The organism is Sporosarcina quadrami, from assembly GCF_014836615.1.
Classification (GTDB): Bacteria; Bacillota; Bacilli; order Bacillales_A; family Planococcaceae; genus Sporosarcina; species Sporosarcina quadrami.
Genome location: NZ_JACSQN010000024.1, coordinates 1 through 17,505 on the forward strand (window position 1 = coordinate 1; position 17,505 = coordinate 17,505).

Sequence of the window (17,505 nt, forward strand, 5' to 3'; positions counted from 1 at the left end):
GACAACCGCATCATACCAAGAGGGCTTTTTCAATTCAATAGGGCCCGACTTTCCATACAGGAATGCTCCAGCGGGAACAGCGCGAGCTGAAGACCCTGGACTGAGCGCAGCGAGGGAAGCGGCTGAAGCCGTGCCAGCGGAAAGCGTCCGCTCGCAGCGGAAATCAACATTTATAGCTTTATCTCTATTTTAAATGAAAAAGACTGTAAACAACACCGAAAATAAAGGTGTTTGTCTACAGTCTGAGCCATCCTTTAATGGATGGCTTTTTTTAATGGTATTCATAGACTCGCTTGAAGTCAGTCCTCGTATTTTAATGCATCGCCATCAAATGGCGCATCTGCAACTTTTATTGAGTCAGTTGGGCAACCGTCAAAAGCATCTTCCATGTCTTCCAACAGTTCTTCTGGAACTTCAGTAGTCCCCATGTTATCATCGATGATAACAAAAGCGATTCCTTCATCATCATAATCGTAAATATCAGGTGCCGCAGCGCCGCAAGCCCCACATGCGATACATGTATCTTGATCGACAATTGTGTATTTTTTGCAAGTAGACATTGACGTTCTCTCCTCTTTTCTCCGCACTATCTAATTAGTTCCCTTATCATTCTAAAGCTGTTTTCGTTAGTTTTCAACATAAAAACATTGTTATGGGAGGAATCAGGCATGAATTTGTCTTCTATCCTATTATTTATCATAAGTAAAATGAATGGAGAACGGACGATAAATGCAAGTTTGCATTTATTAAGAGGGAAAAAATCTGGGCAGACACTTCAGGATGTTGAATACTTCGCGGTAAAACCGTTCTTCGGAATTCTACCGAAGTTAACCGATAAGGAATTCCAAAAAGCTGCTGAAAAATTGCGTATATCTGCTTTCATTGTGGAAGAGGATAACCTTATCCGATTAACAGCAGAAGGCGCAAGCGAAGTTAACAAACAAGAGGATTATCATTTCAGAGGCTGGGATTATCGTGGTAGAGAAGTGGTGTTCTTTAAACGACTGGCCCTCGCTGTTCAGACTGTATCCAACTTGAGGGAAGGTACGCATTCATTTCTTCCGATAGAAAGTGATCGAGATATTCAGCTCTTTGTTAAACGATTGTTTTACCGAAAACCAATTACATCACCTCACTTCGCTAAAGAGATAGGTGACGAACTCAAGAAAGCATTAATTGGATGTGGGATGTCGGATAAACAAAAATTCATTTTCACGGGTCGCTTAACCGGAAAAAGAGATACTGCGAAAACATGGGACCAATTAGCACGCGAATTAGAAGAACAGTTAGATAGTATACGTCTTCAATTCATAGAAAGTCTACACATGTTGTTGGATGAAATTCATTCCTTAGATGAATATCCTATTTTACGTTTAATTTCGGATGATATAAAAGTACAAACATACTTGACCGATTCAGCGATACGAACAAAAAAACTTTTTGAAGAGGGGCATTCATTAGGAAGTATAGCTGAGATTAGACAATTGAAATTGAGTACTATTGAAGATCATTTAATTGAGATGGCTATGAATGAAAGCTCATTTCCTATCCTTAGATTTGTTTCCATAGAACAGATGAAAGCTGTCATCGCAAAAGCAAATTCACTTGGGACGAAGCGTTTAAAACTTTTGAAAGTAGCGTTCCCTTCTTTAACCTATTTTGAATTGAGATTAATTATGGCTGTCAACGAGAAAGGAGTAGTTTAATGAATCTTACCGAAGAACTGCAAAGGCGATTTGGGTACACGGAATTTAGACCCGGTCAACAAGAAGTTATTGAGCATGTGCTAGAAGGCAGAGATACCATTGCTGTGCTCCCTACAGGTATGGGGAAGTCTCTATGTTACCAATTACCCGGTTATTTAATGAATGGCTCTGTGCTGATTGTGTCGCCTCTCGTATCACTCATGGAGGACCAAGTTGCCCAAATGCGTAAAAATGGGGAAAAGCGAGTCGTCGCATTGAATTCGTTTTTGAGTTACAGTGAAAGAGAAAAGGTCATCCGTCAACTTGATCACTTTAAATTCATTTTTGTATCTCCTGAAATGCTTTCACGAAGAACTGTCGTTGATTATTTCCGGAAACTGCAACTTGCATTGATTGTTGTTGATGAAGCGCACTGTATTTCACAATGGGGATTTGATTTTAGACCTGATTACTTACGGTTAGGAGACTTTTTAAAGATAATCGATCGTCCCCCTATTTTGGCGTTAACCGCAACTGCGGATCAGAAAGTGATGTTTGATATTCCATACTATTTACAGATGCGTTCCCCAGTTGTTGAACGACAATCATTAGATCGCAAAAATATCTGTTATTCAGTCATTCGCTTAAAATCATCTATTGAAAAAATGGCTTGGATTAAAAATAGGGTTAGCACAACGACAGGACCGGGGATCATATACACAAGCTCTCGTAAACGTTCTGATGAATTAGCAAAAGAACTACAAAGTATCGGTGTATCTTGTCAGTCGTATCATGCGGGTAAAGAGCAGGATGATCGCTCGATTATTCAAAGTCAATTTTATAATGGAGAACTTGATTGGATTTGCGCAACAAACGCATTTGGAATGGGTATACATATTGGAAACATCAGACAAGTCATCCATGAACATATGCCTTCCACTGTTGCTGATTATAGCCAGGAAGTTGGGAGGGCTGGCCGAGATGGATTACCCTCAGTAGCAACATTGTTGTATATGCAGTCAGACGAACAGCTCACAAGTTTTATTATCCAGACTGATATACCTAAAGAAGAGCAAGTACGCTATTACAATAACCTTTTAATAGATGGGATGGCGCCGGAAGAAGCTGCTAAGCTTGCAGGTTTATCGGAAACAGGGAAGAGGGTAATCGATTACTACATGGAACGATTTGAAGTAGTTGAGATTATCGAGAAGCTTTTAAGTCTAGCCGAAGAGAAAAACACCGAACTGCAGACGATGTTGTCTCTTATAGTAACTACTAATTGCATTCGAAAAAATATATTGTCGTATTTTGGCGAAGAGTCTAATTTGAAAATACCTCAATGCTGTTCGAATTGCAGTTTGCCAGAAATGGAGTGGCTTACTGTTGAAAAGCCCTCAATGAATAAGCATGCCATCATGACATGGGATGAAAGGATAACAAAGCTACTAGGTTGACATGTCTTATGGCCGTTTACATTTGCGACAATATTCGTCATAATAGATAGAACAGCATGATGGGATAGGAGAATATGTCGATGAACAATAATGATTACAAAACTGACTTTGAAGAACAACGCAAAGAGATTGATATTACTACCGACAATGAACCATTGCTGACGTCAAGGGTGGAAAGGCACTACAAGCGGAAAGTGAAAAAAACCTCAAGTCATACAATGATTAATATTATTCTTGGAGTCTTTGCTTTCATACCGATAGTGATTTTTGCATTTGTTATTTATAATTTTTATTTTGGATCGGATAGCGGGTCGGCAAATGACAATACGGGTGTTCAGATGGATATATCTCCTGGTAAAACTGCAGGTTCAATTTCGACAGATGATGATTCTGAACCAGAAGAAGAATCTACCAAAAAGAATGATAGTGAAGAAAAAACCGATGCTGCTAGTGAAACAGGTAAACCTCCAGTTTCAGTAAATTCTTCTGCTACAGAAAAAGTGGAAGTCTCTAATTCGAATGGCAAGAGTGATACTGAATCGAAAAAACCTGCTACAAAGCCAGAAGTAAAACCGCAACCGAAGCCAGAAGCAAAACCTGAAAAGAAACCCGAACCAAAACCGGAATCAAAACCTGTTACAAATCCACAATCAGCAACTCATATTGTTTCTGCAAATGAAACGCTATATCGTATTTCTATGAATTATTACGGTTCGGATGCGGGTGTAGAAAAGATCAAAAAAGCGAATGGTCTCTCATCAAATGATATAATGGCAGGACAAAAATTAATTATACCAAAGTGATATATTCTGAAAATGAAGAAAAAGGCAAAGCTCGCTTCTTTGCCTTTTTCTCGTGATAGGTGTAAATATGAAAATTCTAATGCAAAGCATAATGTCTATTATTTTGTTATTTATTGGTTTATTGATGCATATGTTCATTTTAGCAAAGCGGCGAAATATAGTTAGACATTCTTTTTGTGTGGAAACAAGAAATCCTCAAGATAAAGTATTGTCTGTTTTCTTTATCTCGGATATTCATCGCAGGAAAATCGATAAACATTTCATAAAAAAAGTGAAAGCGAATGGTTCATTTGATGTCGTTATGATAGGTGGGGACTTAGCCGAAGGTGGTGTCCCATTATCTAGAATTGAACAGAATGTAACATCTCTAGCAGAGCTTGGTCAACTGTATTTCATATGGGGAAATAACGATCGTGAAGTCGGTGAACAAGCGATTAGAAAAATTATTAACCAAAATAACGGAATTATCTTAGATAATAAAAGTGCTCAAATTTCAAATCATTCACAATGGGTAATTTGCGGTACAGATGACCCGTCCAATCGCAATGTCGACGTACCAAATACAGTGAAAAATATAAGTGATTTTGAATACTCGATAGTTGCAACGCATACTCCTTCCTTATTCAGGAAAGTGGAAGAAATCGTCAGTCCGGAATTACTACTTGCAGGGCATATGCATGGAGGTCAAATTCGTTTTGGGAAATACGGTCTTCATCCGCTAGGGGAATTTGTAGAGAAAGACGGAAAGGCGCGACTGATAAGTAATGGTTATGGAACTTCACTTGTTCCACTTAGATTGGGAGCGCATCCGGAAAGTCATATAATAACGATTAATTATTGATGTTGAAAGAAGTTGAGTTTATTGAAATCTACAGATGCAATAATTATCGGTGGAGGGCCATGTGGCCTATCCGCCGCTATTGAATTACAAAATACAGGTTTGGATGTTCTTGTTATTGAAAAAGGTAATATCGTCAATTCCATATACCGTTATCCAACACATCAGACATTTTTTAGTTCTAGCATTAAATTATCAATTGGAGATATACCGTTCATCACTGCTAAAGAGAAACCGAAAAGAAATGATGCACTTGTCTATTACCGAACTGTCGCTCAATTAAAGCGAGTTACAATAAATAGCTTTGAAACTGTGAAAAATGTAACGAAAACGGACAATGGATTTATAGTGGAATCAGATTTAGAAAGCTACATGTCCAAATATGTTATTGTAGCTACAGGTTATTATGATAATCCGAACGAATTGAATATACCCGGAGCGACCTTGCCGAAAGTTTCCAATTATTTTAAAGAAGGGCATCCTTTCTTCGGGAAAAAAGTAGTTATTATTGGTGGTAAAAACTCCGCAATTGATGCTGCAATCGAACTAGTAAGAGCAGGGGCATCTGTTACTTCTCTTTACAGAGGAGCAACATATTCTGATAGTGTTAAACCATGGATTTTACCGACGTTTGATAGTTATGTTCGGGAAGGCGAAATTAATATGCATTTTAATGCGAAAGTTGAGCGAATAACTGACAAGACGGTAGAATTCGATGTGGCAGGAGAAAAACTTACTATTGATAATGACTATGTTTTTGCTATGATCGGCTATCATCCTGATCACGAATTCCTGAAAAGAATGGGCGTACAAATTGACAAAGTTACTGGTCGACCAAAGTACAATGAACAAACGATGGAATCGAATGTTGAGGGACTATACATAGCAGGGGTCATAGCTGCTGGGAACAATGCGAATGAAATATTCATTGAAAATGGAAGACTACACGGCGGACTTATAGCGAACCATATTAGCGGAAATATGTAACTGTCATTGTAGTTTGTCATTTTGTTATGAATATAAAAGCAAGAATAGTAGTAGTGAGGGGGGCTACCTGGTAATGATAATTTTACTTTCAGTTGCGATTGCGCCAGGTTTGGCTCTTTTCAGCTACTTATACTTGCGCAAGCAAATTGCTAAAGATCCTTCTCTAACGTTGTTTCATACGTTTATATATGGAGCAATCATGACATTCCCTATTATGTTTATTCAGCATGTTTTTGAAGAAGAGCACATAATACATAATGAGTTTTTTCGAAATGCCATCTTTACGAGTGGGATTGAAGAGTTTTTCAAATGGTTAATATTATTAATCGCGATTTATAAACATGTCGAATTTGAAGATGCTTATGACGGGATCCTTTATGGAGCAAGCGTATCGTTAGGTTTTGCAACAGTAGAAAATATTCTGTACTTATTAACTTTTGGATTAGATACCGCTTTTATAAGAGCGTTGTTACCAGTATCAAGCCATGCGTTGTTTGGTGTAGTAATGGGCTATTATTTTGGTAGAGCTAAATTCATAGTAGGCTCTAATCGCAGAGGTATGTTATTCTTCGCCTTTTTCGCACCTTTCATTTTACATTTTCTTTACAATGGTATTCTCGGAGTTAACGATTTGTCATTGTATCTAATCATTCCGTTTATGCTGTTTTTATGGTGGTTCGGTCTTACGCGAGTCAAATATGCACATACGTTTGCGATGCAACAGTTTAGAAGAAAAGCTTCTATGAAAACAAAATAAGAAACAATATGCTTCTTCAGATCCTGCAAAACTGCTGGATCTTTTTTTATTGCTCCTAAGCTAATAAAACGGGATTCTTTGGACAAACTGAAGAAAAGGAGGGTTCCAAAATTGAAAAAAATAATGATTAGCTTATTGGCGGTTATGTTAGTGATTAGCGTTTCTTTTGTCTTTTCAGATGGTCAAACAGATGCTTTTACTTCGAGGGACCTCAGTAAAGGATCTACAGGAGATGATGTCATTGAATTGCAGGCTCGACTGCAATATATAGGATTTTACAATGGCGAAATAGATGGGAAATTTGGATATGGGACCTATTGGGCGTTGCGTTCTTTTCAAGAGAAATACGGAATGCCCCTTGATGGTATAGCGGGTACCCTGACAAAGAAAAAATTGGTTGCTGCATCTTCCTATGACGAAAAATTTGTAATGGATAATTTGAAAAAAGGAAATCAATTTACTCATTATGGTGGTAAACCTTTATCCTCACAAGTAAAGCAAGGAGGCGGCAAGAAAGAAAACATTCATTTACCATCTAAGTATTCTGAACAGGATTTGAATTTAATGGCAAATGCTGTATACGGTGAATCCAGAGGCGAACCATATGAAGGACAAGTGGCAGTAGCTGCTGTCATATTAAATCGTGTTGAACACCCTGACTTTCCAGATACAGTTGGCGGTGTTATCTTTCAACCTGGCGCATTTACAGCGGTAGCAGATGGCCAAATATGGTTGACCCCTAATGATCGAGCTAAAGAAGCTGTACTAGATGCGTTGAATGGGTGGGATCCTTCGGAAAACTCCATTTACTATTTCAACCCGATAACTGCAACGAGTAAATGGATATGGTCGAGACCTCAAACTAAGAAAATAGGTCTGCACATCTTTTGTCATTGATACTGTAAACAAAGGAGGATTGTACAGTTTCCATGAGTAATGGGCTGTTTACTTATTATGAAAAAAATAATTTTTGTTCTTGCTTACGCTTTAGTTGTTATCACTGTTTTTGCGGTTAATAAGACTTCAGAAAGTGAAAAATTATCATTGGCTCTTGGCAACCAATATGCAAAGAAGATGTCTGATGCATCAGAAAAACTTGAAGAGCTTGATTCAGCAGTGAAACAGACGCTTTTATTTAACGAATCAGAAGGGTCTGTAAAGGCGAGGGAAGATATATGGCGTTTATCTGCAGACATAAAAAATTCTGTTGCCTCATTACCACTTGACCAAAGCTTTTCGACTTCTTGGATGAATTATCTCGGTCGAATAGGGAACTATGCAAAAGAAGTTGATTCATCAGGAATTCCTGATGATTATCATACTGTTATGGCTCAAGCTTCAAAAAATCTTGGCCAAATGAAAAATGAATGGTTGATTGCGACTACAGGACTCGTTAACGGTAGATATTCAGTCGATGAGTGGTCAGAAAGACTGAACGCGCATAATGGGGAGTCAAACTGGACAAATATTAGTCATTCCATCAAAAACTATACAGAAAGTGATTTTCCACTGACCGCAAGTGAATCGGATAGAATGAAAAAGAAGGAATTGAAAAATATCGATGAACCGAAAGTGACACAAGCCGAAGCAATAAAGAGATTCCAACATCTATTCCCAGCCGTTTCAAACGATGTCATTGGTGTTGAAATGAGTAAACCTGGCGCACCATATCCATTTTTCCATATTCGGTTTACGGATGGTGAGTCATTAGGGTACATCGATATAACTGAAAAAGGCGGACACGTGTTATCCTATTTGTCTGAAAGACCTCATAGAAAAACAGCTCTTTCATATGAAGAAATTAAGAAAAAAGCGGAAGAATTTCTACTATTGGCGGAATACAAAGACCTTGTCTTTGAAGAAGCGAGAGAAAATGAAACTGCTTGGCATTTAGTTTATGTCCGTAAAGAACCTTTTTATGAAGCAAAAGTATTTTCTGATACAATCCATTTGAAGGTTGCAAAAGACACGGGTGAGTTGATTGGTCTTAACGCAGCTGAATATATCCAAAAAGAGAAACTGCATCGTCAAAAAGTGAATAAGATTGATTGGAAAGAGTTCTTTCATGAAGACGTAAAAATCGTTAGAAACGAACTATCTTATGTTGAAAATGAGAAGTTTGAACAAAGGTTGGCCTATTATTTAACTGTTACACGTGATGAACAAGGTCACACAGGTACGTATAATGTTTTAGTCGATACGGAAAATAAAGATGTAATCAAAACAGAGAAGCTTAATTAATTGAATACCTATTTATAATTACAATTAGTTCAAATGAACTGAAATTCGAGATTGGATTTTATGCCTACTCGTGCCATAATAGATATAACTATTAAAAGGTAGGTGTTACACATGCGTCTAACAGTCGGCACAACTGTTATCATAGATAAAGATTACACAGAGGAAGGCGAGAAATATAAGAGCAAAGTAGTAGACGCAGGTAATGATTTTGTAATGATCGACTACCCTGTCCAAATGGAAACGAATCGAACAGCATTTTTTATGGATGGAACACAGCTACTTATTTCATTCATCGATAATAAGATGTCCTTTGCATTTCGAGCCGAAGTTACAGGCAGAGTGAATAAAGGAATTCCTATGTTGAAATTGACATATCCTGGTGACAATCAGCTCATAAAAATTCAAAGGCGCGAATTTGTGCGTGTTGAAACTGCTATAGATGTTGCTGTGAATTATGCAGGCATCTGTAGCCAGTTTGTAGCTGAAGACATTAGCGCAGGCGGTATCGCACTCAATCTTGGTGACAAAGAACCATTTGAGGAAACTGACATAGTTACATTGAATGTTGTTCTTCCATATGTGAATGATGATATTAAATATGTACGAACAGATGCCAAGGCGGTAAGGATATGGGAAAAGGACGGTCGAAGAATTGCCTCGATGCAATTTTTGGATATAGACACTACAGATCGTCAAAATATTATCCGTTTCTGTTTTGAAAGACAGTTAAAGCACCGCAATGAAAAATAGTAAATCGGGAAAAGGCCTCTTTACACAGGGACTTTTCCCTTTTCCGTATGTTACAATGTTTTCGAATTGAATTCGGGGGTAGATGATATGTTAAAAGGAATTAGTATAGCGATTGACGGGCCAGCTGCTGCAGGTAAAAGTACAATTGCAAAAAAGATTGCTCAAAAATTGAATTATACGTACATCGATACCGGCGCGATGTATCGTGCATTGACGTATAAAGCAATCTGTAATGACATAAACATAAAGAGTGATCACGATCTATCAAAGTTGTTACAAGAGACTGATATAATTTTAAAACCGGTTAACGGTAGCCAAGCTGTATGGATTGATGGTGTTGATCGCTCGGAAGAAATCAGATCTCAGAAAGTAACTGCTAATGTATCAATGGTAGCTACACACGCAAATGTACGTGAAATGATGGTTGGAAAACAAAGGGAACTTGCTAATGGAACGGGCGTTGTCATGGATGGTCGTGATATCGGAACTGCAGTGCTTCCAAATGCCGAATTAAAAATCTTTATGACTGCATCAGTGGAAGAACGTGCAGTACGCCGATTTAACGAAAATGAATCTAGAGGAATTCACATTCCACTTGACCAACTTAAACGTGAAATTGAAAAACGTGATCAGTCGGATAGTGAGCGTACAGTATCACCTCTAAAAATGGCAGACGATGCAGTTTTGGTTGACACCACGTCCTTGTCAGTTAATGAAGTTGTAGACAAAGTGATATTGTTGGCGGAAGAGAGGGTGCGCCCGTGAATCTTTATCCATTAGGTAAATTACTTATCAGTACAATTTTTTATCCACTTTATCGTATTAAAGTGACAGGGAAAGAGAACTTTCCAAAAGAAGGTGGAGTGCTTTTATGCACGAATCACATTGATAATCTTGATCCGCCTGTTGTCGGGATTACTTGCCCGAGAACTGTCCATTTCATGGCAAAAGAAGAACTCTTTCAAATGCCAATCTTAAAATCATTACTCCCAAAAGTACAAGCTTTCCCAGTGAAGCGCGGTATGAGTGACAGAGATGCTTTTAGAACGACACTTAAATTGCTACGTGGTGGAAAAGTTGTAGGAATGTTTCCTGAGGGGACAAGAAGTAAAGATGGAAAACTTGGAAAAGGACTTGCAGGAGCAGGTTTCTTCGCTTTAAAAGGTGATGCAGTCGTCATGCCGTGTGCAATCGTTGGACCATACAACAAATTTAAGATGTTACATGTTGTTTATGGAAAACCGATAGATATGACGATATACCGTGAAAATAAAGCGTCTGCGGAAGAAGTCACTGAGGTGATTATGAAAGAAATTCAAACACTATTAGAGCAACATAAATAAAATGATAAGTGTATTTTTTTGTTTTTATGCATCGATTCGAATAATATAGAGATAGGATTCATTATGGAGGAGGATTACATATGACTGAAGAAATGAAGTTAGATGAGATGAACGCTTATAATGAAGGTGACCGCGTAACAGCTAAAGTAACAAGCATTGAAGATAAATCCGTGACAGTTGAAATTGCAGGTGCGCCTTTTGATGGCGTTATTCCGATTAGCGAACTATCAAGTCTCCACATTGAGAAAGCGTCTGACGCTGTAAAGGTTGGCGATGAACTTGAACTGATCATTACTAAAGTTGAAGATGACAATTTTGTATTATCTAAAAGAAAAGTGGATGCAGAGAATGCATGGGATTCACTTGAAGAAAAATTTAATAATGAGGAATCGATTGAAACTGAAGTAAAAGATGTCGTCAAAGGTGGGTTGGTTGTAGATTTAGGTGTGAGAGGATTTATCCCAGCATCTTTAGTTGAAGATCATTTTGTAGAATCTTTCGATGAGTATAAAGGTCGTGTGATGGAGTTTAAAATCGTTGAAATGGATAAAGAAAAAAACCGACTAATTTTATCTCACCGCGCAGTATTGCAAGAGCAAAAGGCAAGCAAAAAAGAGGAAATTCTTGAACAACTATCAGAAGGTCAAGTGCTCGAAGGTACTGTACAAAGAATTGCTTCATTCGGTGCATTTGTAGATATTGGCGGAGTAGATGGATTAGTGCATATTTCACAATTAACCCATGAACATGTCGAAAAAGTTTCCGATGTATTAAAAGAAGGCGACAAGGTAAATGTGAAAATTTTATCTGTTGATCGTGATTCAGAGCGTATCTCTCTCTCCATTAAGGAAACGCTACCTGGACCATGGGAAGCAATCGAAGACCGTGCTCCAAAAGGTTCTGTGCTTGAAGGGACGGTCAAACGCCTCGTCACTTACGGTGCTTTCGTTGAAGTGTTCCCAGGTGTTGAAGGACTTGTACACATTTCTCGTATTTCTCATCAACATATCGGTACGCCAAACGAAGTGCTTCAAGAAGGTCAGAAAATTGATGTCAAAGTGGTCGATGTCAATGCTGAAGATAGACGTCTGTCATTAAGTATAAAAGACCTTATTGAAAATGAAGATGACAACTCTTATGGTGATTATGAGATGAAAGAAGAATCAGGATTCTCTTTAAGTGATGTTATAGGTGATCAATTGAAGAAGTTCACGGAATGATTTTGTCGGTTTCATGAACTCGTGTTTGAACTACAAATCAAATGGTGATGGTGCTAGCATAGGCATCATCATCTTTTTTGTTCGTCCAGACTCCGGGCGCCAGTTCCTCGAGTCGATTCAGACTAGTCAAAAAGGCAAAGTTCGCCTTTCTGTCAAGTCTTCCATCGCTTGTCGGAACTAGGCTGGCGCCCTGCGCTTTTGTTCTGTATAATAACACAAGAGATATACTGGAAGGGTGTTTACTAATGAATAAACCAACTGTTGCAATTGTTGGAAGACCGAACGTAGGAAAATCGACAATCTTTAACCGGATTGTCGGAGAGCGTATTTCAATCGTTGAAGATGTAGCTGGGGTAACTCGTGATCGTATATATAGCTCCGCTGATTGGCTCGCACATGAATTCAACTTGATTGACACTGGCGGAATCGATATTGGTGATGAGCCGTTTTTAGAGCAAATCCGTTTGCAAGCGGAAATTGCGATAAATGAAGCAGATGTTATTATCTTTTTGACGAATGGGCGTGAAGGTGTAACTGACGCAGATGAACAAGTCGCTAAAATTCTTTACAAAACAAAAAAACCTGTCGTCCTAGCCGTCAATAAAGTCGACAACCCAGATATGCGTGATATGATTTATGATTTCTATTCACTAGGATTTGGAGATCCCTATCCGGTTTCCGGTTCCCATGGTCTTGGACTAGGGGATTTACTTGATGCGGTTGCTGAGAGCTTCCCTGAACCTGGAGAAGATCCTATAGAAGATGATGTAATCCGATTTTCATTAATCGGTAGACCGAATGTCGGTAAATCTTCTCTTGTAAATGCTTTATTAGGCGAAGAACGTGTCATTGTTAGTGATGTTGCAGGAACAACTACGGATGCAGTAGATACTTCATATGAATATGAAGGTCAAAAATATAAAATTATCGATACTGCAGGAATGCGTAAAAAAGGTAAAGTTTACGAAAACATGGAGAAGTACAGTGTTCTGAGAGCATTGAAAGCAATCGATCGTTCTGATGTCGTCCTTATAGTAATAAACGGCGAAGAAGGAATACGTGAACAAGATAAGAGAATTGCGGGATATGCTGAAGATGCAGGAAAAGGCGTCATGTTTGTCGTGAATAAATGGGATGCCATTGAAAAAGACGATAAAACAATGAATAAATTTAATGAAGATATCCGTAAGAATTTCTTGTTCCTTGACTATGCACCAATTGCTTATGTATCTGCGAAAACAAAGCAACGAGTTACAACGTTATTCGATCAAATTAAAGTAATTAGTGAAAATCATTCAATGCGTATTCAGTCAAGTATCTTGAACGAAGTCATTGAAGATGCTGTTGCACGAAATCCAGCACCTTCTGACAAAGGTCGTAGGCTTCGCATTTACTACGTAACTCAAGTTGCGGTCAAGCCACCGGTATTCATTGTTTTCGTAAATGAACCAGAGTTAATGCATTTTTCTTATGAACGCTTCTTGCAAAATCGTTTGCGTGAATCATTCGGATTTGAAGGAACACCAATCCGTTTAATAACACGACCAAGAAGCTGATATGAAAGAGGTGGGATTTTTGGAGAAAATTACAGTAATCGGTGCAGGAAGCTGGGGAACTGCAATCTCATTTGTCCTTGCTGAAAACGGACATGATTGTTTACTTTGGACAAGAAGGGATGAGCAAGTAGTTGAAATCAATGAAAAGCATACGAATAATTCCTACTTGCCAGGCATTCGTTTACCAGAAAATCTAAAAGCTGTTTCTGATTTGAAGCAAGCTGTTGACCATGCAGAAACGATTGTTATCGCCATTCCGACGAAAGCGATTCGGGATATCTGTAAAGCTATAGGTGAAATAGTTAATAGGAAATGCCTGTTTGTGCATGTTTCAAAAGGAATTGAACCGGATTCCCTAAAAAGAATCTCAGAAGTGATAGAAGAGGAAATTAGTCCAGACAAAAGGCAAGCTGTAGTCGCATTGTCTGGGCCAAGTCACGCTGAAGAGGTTGTATTACGGCATCCTACAACAATTACGGCAGCTTCGAATGATCAGCAAGCCGCAGAATGCGTTCAAGATCTATTTAGCAATAATTATTTCCGTGTGTACACGAATAGTGATCTCACCGGCGTCGAAATTGGCGCGGCGCTTAAGAATGTTATTGCACTCGCTGCCGGCATTTCAGATGGCATAGGTTATGGTGATAATGCGAAAGCTGCACTCATTACTCGTGGCTTAGCGGAAATATCTAGATTAGGTGTTAAAATGGGAGCGAATCCGCTCACTTTTTCAGGTTTGACTGGACTTGGCGACCTTATCGTTACGTGTACTAGTCTGCATTCTAGGAACTGGAAAGCCGGTAACTTACTAGGTAAAGGCAATAGCCTTGAAGAGGTCGTCTCGGGTATGGGTATGGTCATTGAAGGTGTACGGACTACAAAGGCAGCTCATCAGTTGGCCAAGCTACACGGTGTATCTATGCCGCTGACTGAAGCGCTCTATGCCGTATTGTTTAAAGATGTGCCTCCAAAAGAAGCAGTTGACAAACTGATGAACAGAACAAAAAAACACGAAATAGAAGACTTTTTCTTAAATGATTAAGTCTGATGCGACATGAAAGGATGATCCGCTTGTCCCCTATGGATAAAATGTGGCTGTCTTTTTACGCGATGGGATTCATGGCAATTTCAATGGGACTCATCTATTTGAGCAGACATAAAATTTCAAATAGGTTTATTAAATTTATTTTGGCGCTGATTGCTTACGCTTTACTTATTTTCTCGTTTTTTGCAATGGTTTATCTCGTATTCAGCGGACCGTCAGGAGGATAGATAGAGATGAAAGCACATAAGACAAAATTCGCCTTACTACTAACAATTTTAATGACGTTAGTTCTCTCTGGCTGCATGTATCCTGCTGATGAAAAAGCTACGAAAGAAAACCCTTATGAAGATCAAGTCGAAACAATTCAAAAAGCTGTCGATACTTACAAAGAGAGCAGTGGTGGACTACTTCCTATAAAAACGAGGGATTTAGAGACAGATCGTTACATAAAATACCCAATTGAATTTTCAAAGATTGTACCGGCATATACTGAAAAGATTCCATCCAATGCTTACGAAAATGGTGGTATTTTCCAATATATTCTTATTGATGTAGAAGAGAATCCAACCGTTAAACTTGTTGACCTTCGCATAGCTGAACGAATTAGAGAACTTAATCTCCGTAGGCAAATAAACGGTAGTCTGCCGTTTAAAGAAGCTGTTGGAGAGAATGTTTACGAAATCGATTATGAAAAGATGGGCTTTAAATCGCCATTAATGGTTGATAGTCCATATTCTAATGTTCAACTTCCGATTGTTGTAAGTGGGGATGGTAACTTCTATGTCGATTACTCGATTGAACTGAACAAAATATTGAGTGAGAAAAAGCCGGATGTCAAGAAAGGTGACGATATTCGTTATTTGCTTGAACAAGACAATTTGGTAGTACCAGCGTATTCGTTACCTTATACAGTGAATGAAGATAATGAACCGGTTTTCGTGGGAAACATAAAAAGTAGATAGAATACTAAAACGTTTCATGCATTTATTGGCATGAAACGTTTTTCTATTACATAAACTAATATGCGCGAAAAAAGGAGGGCTAAGTATGAAAGAAGAGTTGTATGAAAATTTGGCTCGACGAACTGATGGGGATATTTATATAGGTGTAGTGGGCCCTGTCCGTGTCGGGAAGTCGACGTTCGTGAAAAGGGTGATGGAAGAGGTTGTCATTCCGAACATGACAGATGCGGGAGATAGGGCGAGAGCACAGGATGAATTGCCGCAAAGTTCGCCAGGTCCGGTTATTATGACAGCAGAGCCGAAATTTGTCCCAGCACAAGGTACACAAGTTTCCATTGGGGACGGAGAACTTTCATTCCAAGTAAGACTTGCGGACTGCGTCGGCTATGTTATCGATGGAGTGAAAGGATATGAAGATGAGGATGGCCCGAAATATGTCCATACGCCCTGGCATAACGAACCGATTCCTTTTGAGGAAGCGGCCCGCATCGGTACGGATAAAGTAATCCGTGACCATTCCACAATCGGTATCCTCTTGACAACAGACGGCACGGTGAACAATATCCCAAGAGCTTCAGCTGCTGTGGCTGAAGAGGAAATCGTTGGTAAGTTGAAAGAAATCGGTAAACCGTTTGTAATTGTATTGAATTCTAAAATGCCAGCCCACGACAGAACAGTTGCATTAAAAGAGCAACTGCATGAAAAACACGGTGTACCAGTAATAGCCATTAGTGCTGACCAATTAAACGCACAAGAAATTCAACTCATTCTTAAAGAGGCTTTATATGAATTCCCGATTACAGACATCGAATTGCAAAAGCCTGATTGGATGGACGTGCTCGGTGCAGACCACGAATTGAATTCATCAATTGATAATGTCATCAAAGAAGGATTCCTTGTTGCGTCGAAAATTCGTAAAGTTCAAGAGTTAGCTGAACGGTTGAAAGATGAAAAGTATGTGCGTAGCGCTGAAGTGGTGGACGTTGATGCGGGCAAGGGGAAAGCAACCGTCAACATCGAGATGGATGAACGCGCATTCCTTGAAGTGTGCGAAGATCTGATGCAGCAAGAAATGACAACTAAGAAAGATTGGCTTCTATTCATTAAAGACGCAGTGAAAGCGAAAAAGTCTTATGATATGTATGCTGAAGCGATTGATACAGCGAAGAAAACAGGATACGGAGTCGCTCTGCCGACAATCGATGATTTCCAACCGTCTCCACCTGAACTTATTAAGCAAGACAATTTTTATGGCGTGCGTATGAAAGCAGCAGCACCATCTCTTCATATTATCCGTATTGATATGGATGCTGAGTTCTCACCTCTCATAGGATCAGAATTTCATAGCCATCATTTATTGAAAGAACTTAAAAATGCTTATTTGCATGACAGAGATGCGTTATGGCAGACGCAACTATTCGGCACACCGTTGCATGAAGTGCTTAAAGAGAGCATTCGTTTTAAAACATCATCGGTCCCACCAAATGCCCGCAAAAGACTTAGGGAGACAATTGAGCAAATGGTAAATGATGGAAATAAGGGTATGATTACATTTATTGTATAGATCTTGATGATTGTGTCATTTGTCAAGCGAAAACCTCTAAAGATCCGTATTTTACGGGTCTTTTTCTGTTTTTGCTCAAATATGCCAAAATAGCCGTAAAACGCTTATAATATTGTTGCACCGCGGTTTTAGGTGTGTTACTCTTTTTACAGTGAAGAAAAGCAGAGAGTGGCGCTTAGCCGTGACAGGCGTTGGAAGAATTACCGCAAAGGCGTCTTTTGCCTTTCGGTAAATCTGAAACGACCCGAACGGCTGCCACTCGGAGCTAGCCAGAAGAAAAGCAGAGAGTGGCGCTAA

Annotated in this window: 18 protein-coding genes and 1 pseudogene; 18 read left to right on the forward strand and 1 reads right to left on the reverse strand. The window is 39.0% G+C overall.

What is annotated here, in order from left to right; all coding sequences use genetic code 11:
- Nucleotides 1-193, forward strand: a pseudogene (locus H9649_RS17915) (hypothetical protein); the annotation flags it as partial.
- 106 nt (nt 194-299) lie between these two features.
- On the opposite strand, the gene H9649_RS16465 reads toward H9649_RS17915, so the two are convergent.
- Complete coding sequence (locus tag H9649_RS16465) at nt 300-560, reverse strand: ferredoxin (RefSeq protein WP_191695993.1); 261 nt, start codon at nt 558-560, stop codon at nt 300-302.
- A gap of 108 nt (nt 561-668) precedes the next feature.
- Between H9649_RS16465 and H9649_RS16470 the strand changes: the two genes are divergently transcribed.
- From H9649_RS16470 to spoIVA, 17 genes are all read left to right on the forward strand, one after another.
- Nucleotides 669-1,706 carry a helix-turn-helix domain-containing protein gene (locus H9649_RS16470; protein WP_191695994.1) on the forward strand — a complete coding sequence of 346 codons (1,038 nt, stop codon included), beginning with the start codon at nt 669-671 and terminating at the stop codon, nt 1,704-1,706.
- Nucleotides 1,706-3,142 (forward strand): RecQ family ATP-dependent DNA helicase, encoded by a 1,437-nt coding sequence (locus H9649_RS16475; protein WP_191695995.1) that lies wholly within the window; start codon nt 1,706-1,708, stop codon nt 3,140-3,142. Before H9649_RS16470 ends, H9649_RS16475 begins: the two co-directional genes overlap by 1 nt.
- 80 nt (nt 3,143-3,222) lie before the next feature.
- Nucleotides 3,223-3,945, forward strand: a complete 723-nt coding sequence (locus tag H9649_RS16480) for a LysM peptidoglycan-binding domain-containing protein (RefSeq protein WP_191695996.1) — start codon at nt 3,223-3,225, stop codon at nt 3,943-3,945.
- Nucleotides 3,946-4,012: 67 nt separating this feature from the next.
- Nucleotides 4,013-4,786: a metallophosphoesterase gene (locus H9649_RS16485; protein ID WP_191695997.1), complete on the forward strand. Its 774-nt coding sequence runs from the start codon at nt 4,013-4,015 to the stop codon at nt 4,784-4,786.
- A 21-nt stretch (nt 4,787-4,807) separates the two neighbouring features.
- Nucleotides 4,808-5,770: a YpdA family putative bacillithiol disulfide reductase gene (locus H9649_RS16490; protein ID WP_191695998.1), complete on the forward strand. Its 963-nt coding sequence runs from the start codon at nt 4,808-4,810 to the stop codon at nt 5,768-5,770.
- A 73-nt stretch (nt 5,771-5,843) separates the two neighbouring features.
- Entirely contained in the window at nt 5,844-6,527 is a 684-nt protein-coding gene (prsW, locus tag H9649_RS16495) for a glutamic-type intramembrane protease PrsW (protein ID WP_191695999.1), read from the forward strand.
- 123 nt (nt 6,528-6,650) lie between these two features.
- Entirely contained in the window at nt 6,651-7,424 is a 774-nt protein-coding gene (gene sleB, locus H9649_RS16500; RefSeq protein ID WP_191696030.1) for a spore cortex-lytic enzyme, read from the forward strand.
- A gap of 57 nt (nt 7,425-7,481) precedes the next feature.
- A complete protein-coding gene (locus H9649_RS16505; protein ID WP_191696000.1) occupies nt 7,482-8,768 on the forward strand; it encodes a PepSY1/2 domain-containing protein in 1,287 nt (428 codons plus the stop codon).
- 111 nt (nt 8,769-8,879) lie between these two features.
- Nucleotides 8,880-9,518 (forward strand): flagellar brake protein, encoded by a 639-nt coding sequence (locus H9649_RS16510; RefSeq protein ID WP_191696001.1) that lies wholly within the window; start codon nt 8,880-8,882, stop codon nt 9,516-9,518.
- Between the two features lie 87 nt (nt 9,519-9,605).
- Nucleotides 9,606-10,283: a (d)CMP kinase gene (cmk, locus tag H9649_RS16515; RefSeq protein ID WP_191696002.1), complete on the forward strand. Its 678-nt coding sequence runs from the start codon at nt 9,606-9,608 to the stop codon at nt 10,281-10,283.
- Nucleotides 10,280-10,861: a lysophospholipid acyltransferase family protein gene (locus tag H9649_RS16520; RefSeq protein ID WP_191696003.1), complete on the forward strand. Its 582-nt coding sequence runs from the start codon at nt 10,280-10,282 to the stop codon at nt 10,859-10,861. The genes cmk and H9649_RS16520 overlap by 4 nt, the downstream gene beginning before the upstream one ends.
- An 80-nt stretch (nt 10,862-10,941) precedes the next feature.
- The gene (rpsA, locus tag H9649_RS16525) at nt 10,942-12,081 is read left to right on the forward strand and encodes a 30S ribosomal protein S1 (protein ID WP_191696004.1); all 1,140 of its coding nucleotides are present in this window, start codon (nt 10,942-10,944) and stop codon (nt 12,079-12,081) included.
- 245 nt (nt 12,082-12,326) lie between these two features.
- Entirely contained in the window at nt 12,327-13,637 is a 1,311-nt protein-coding gene (gene der / locus H9649_RS16530; protein ID WP_191696005.1) for a ribosome biogenesis GTPase Der, read from the forward strand.
- A 19-nt stretch (nt 13,638-13,656) separates the two neighbouring features.
- A complete protein-coding gene (locus H9649_RS16535) occupies nt 13,657-14,679 on the forward strand; it encodes an NAD(P)H-dependent glycerol-3-phosphate dehydrogenase (RefSeq protein ID WP_191696006.1) in 1,023 nt (340 codons plus the stop codon).
- Nucleotides 14,680-14,726: 47 nt separating this feature from the next.
- The gene (locus H9649_RS16540; protein WP_191696031.1) at nt 14,727-14,909 is read left to right on the forward strand and encodes a DUF2768 domain-containing protein; all 183 of its coding nucleotides are present in this window, start codon (nt 14,727-14,729) and stop codon (nt 14,907-14,909) included.
- A gap of 6 nt (nt 14,910-14,915) precedes the next feature.
- Nucleotides 14,916-15,644, forward strand: a complete 729-nt coding sequence (locus H9649_RS16545; protein ID WP_191696007.1) for a hypothetical protein — start codon at nt 14,916-14,918, stop codon at nt 15,642-15,644.
- An 85-nt stretch (nt 15,645-15,729) separates the two neighbouring features.
- Nucleotides 15,730-17,208: a stage IV sporulation protein A gene (spoIVA, locus tag H9649_RS16550; RefSeq protein ID WP_191696008.1), complete on the forward strand. Its 1,479-nt coding sequence runs from the start codon at nt 15,730-15,732 to the stop codon at nt 17,206-17,208.
- Nucleotides 17,209-17,505: the final 297 nt, after the last annotated feature.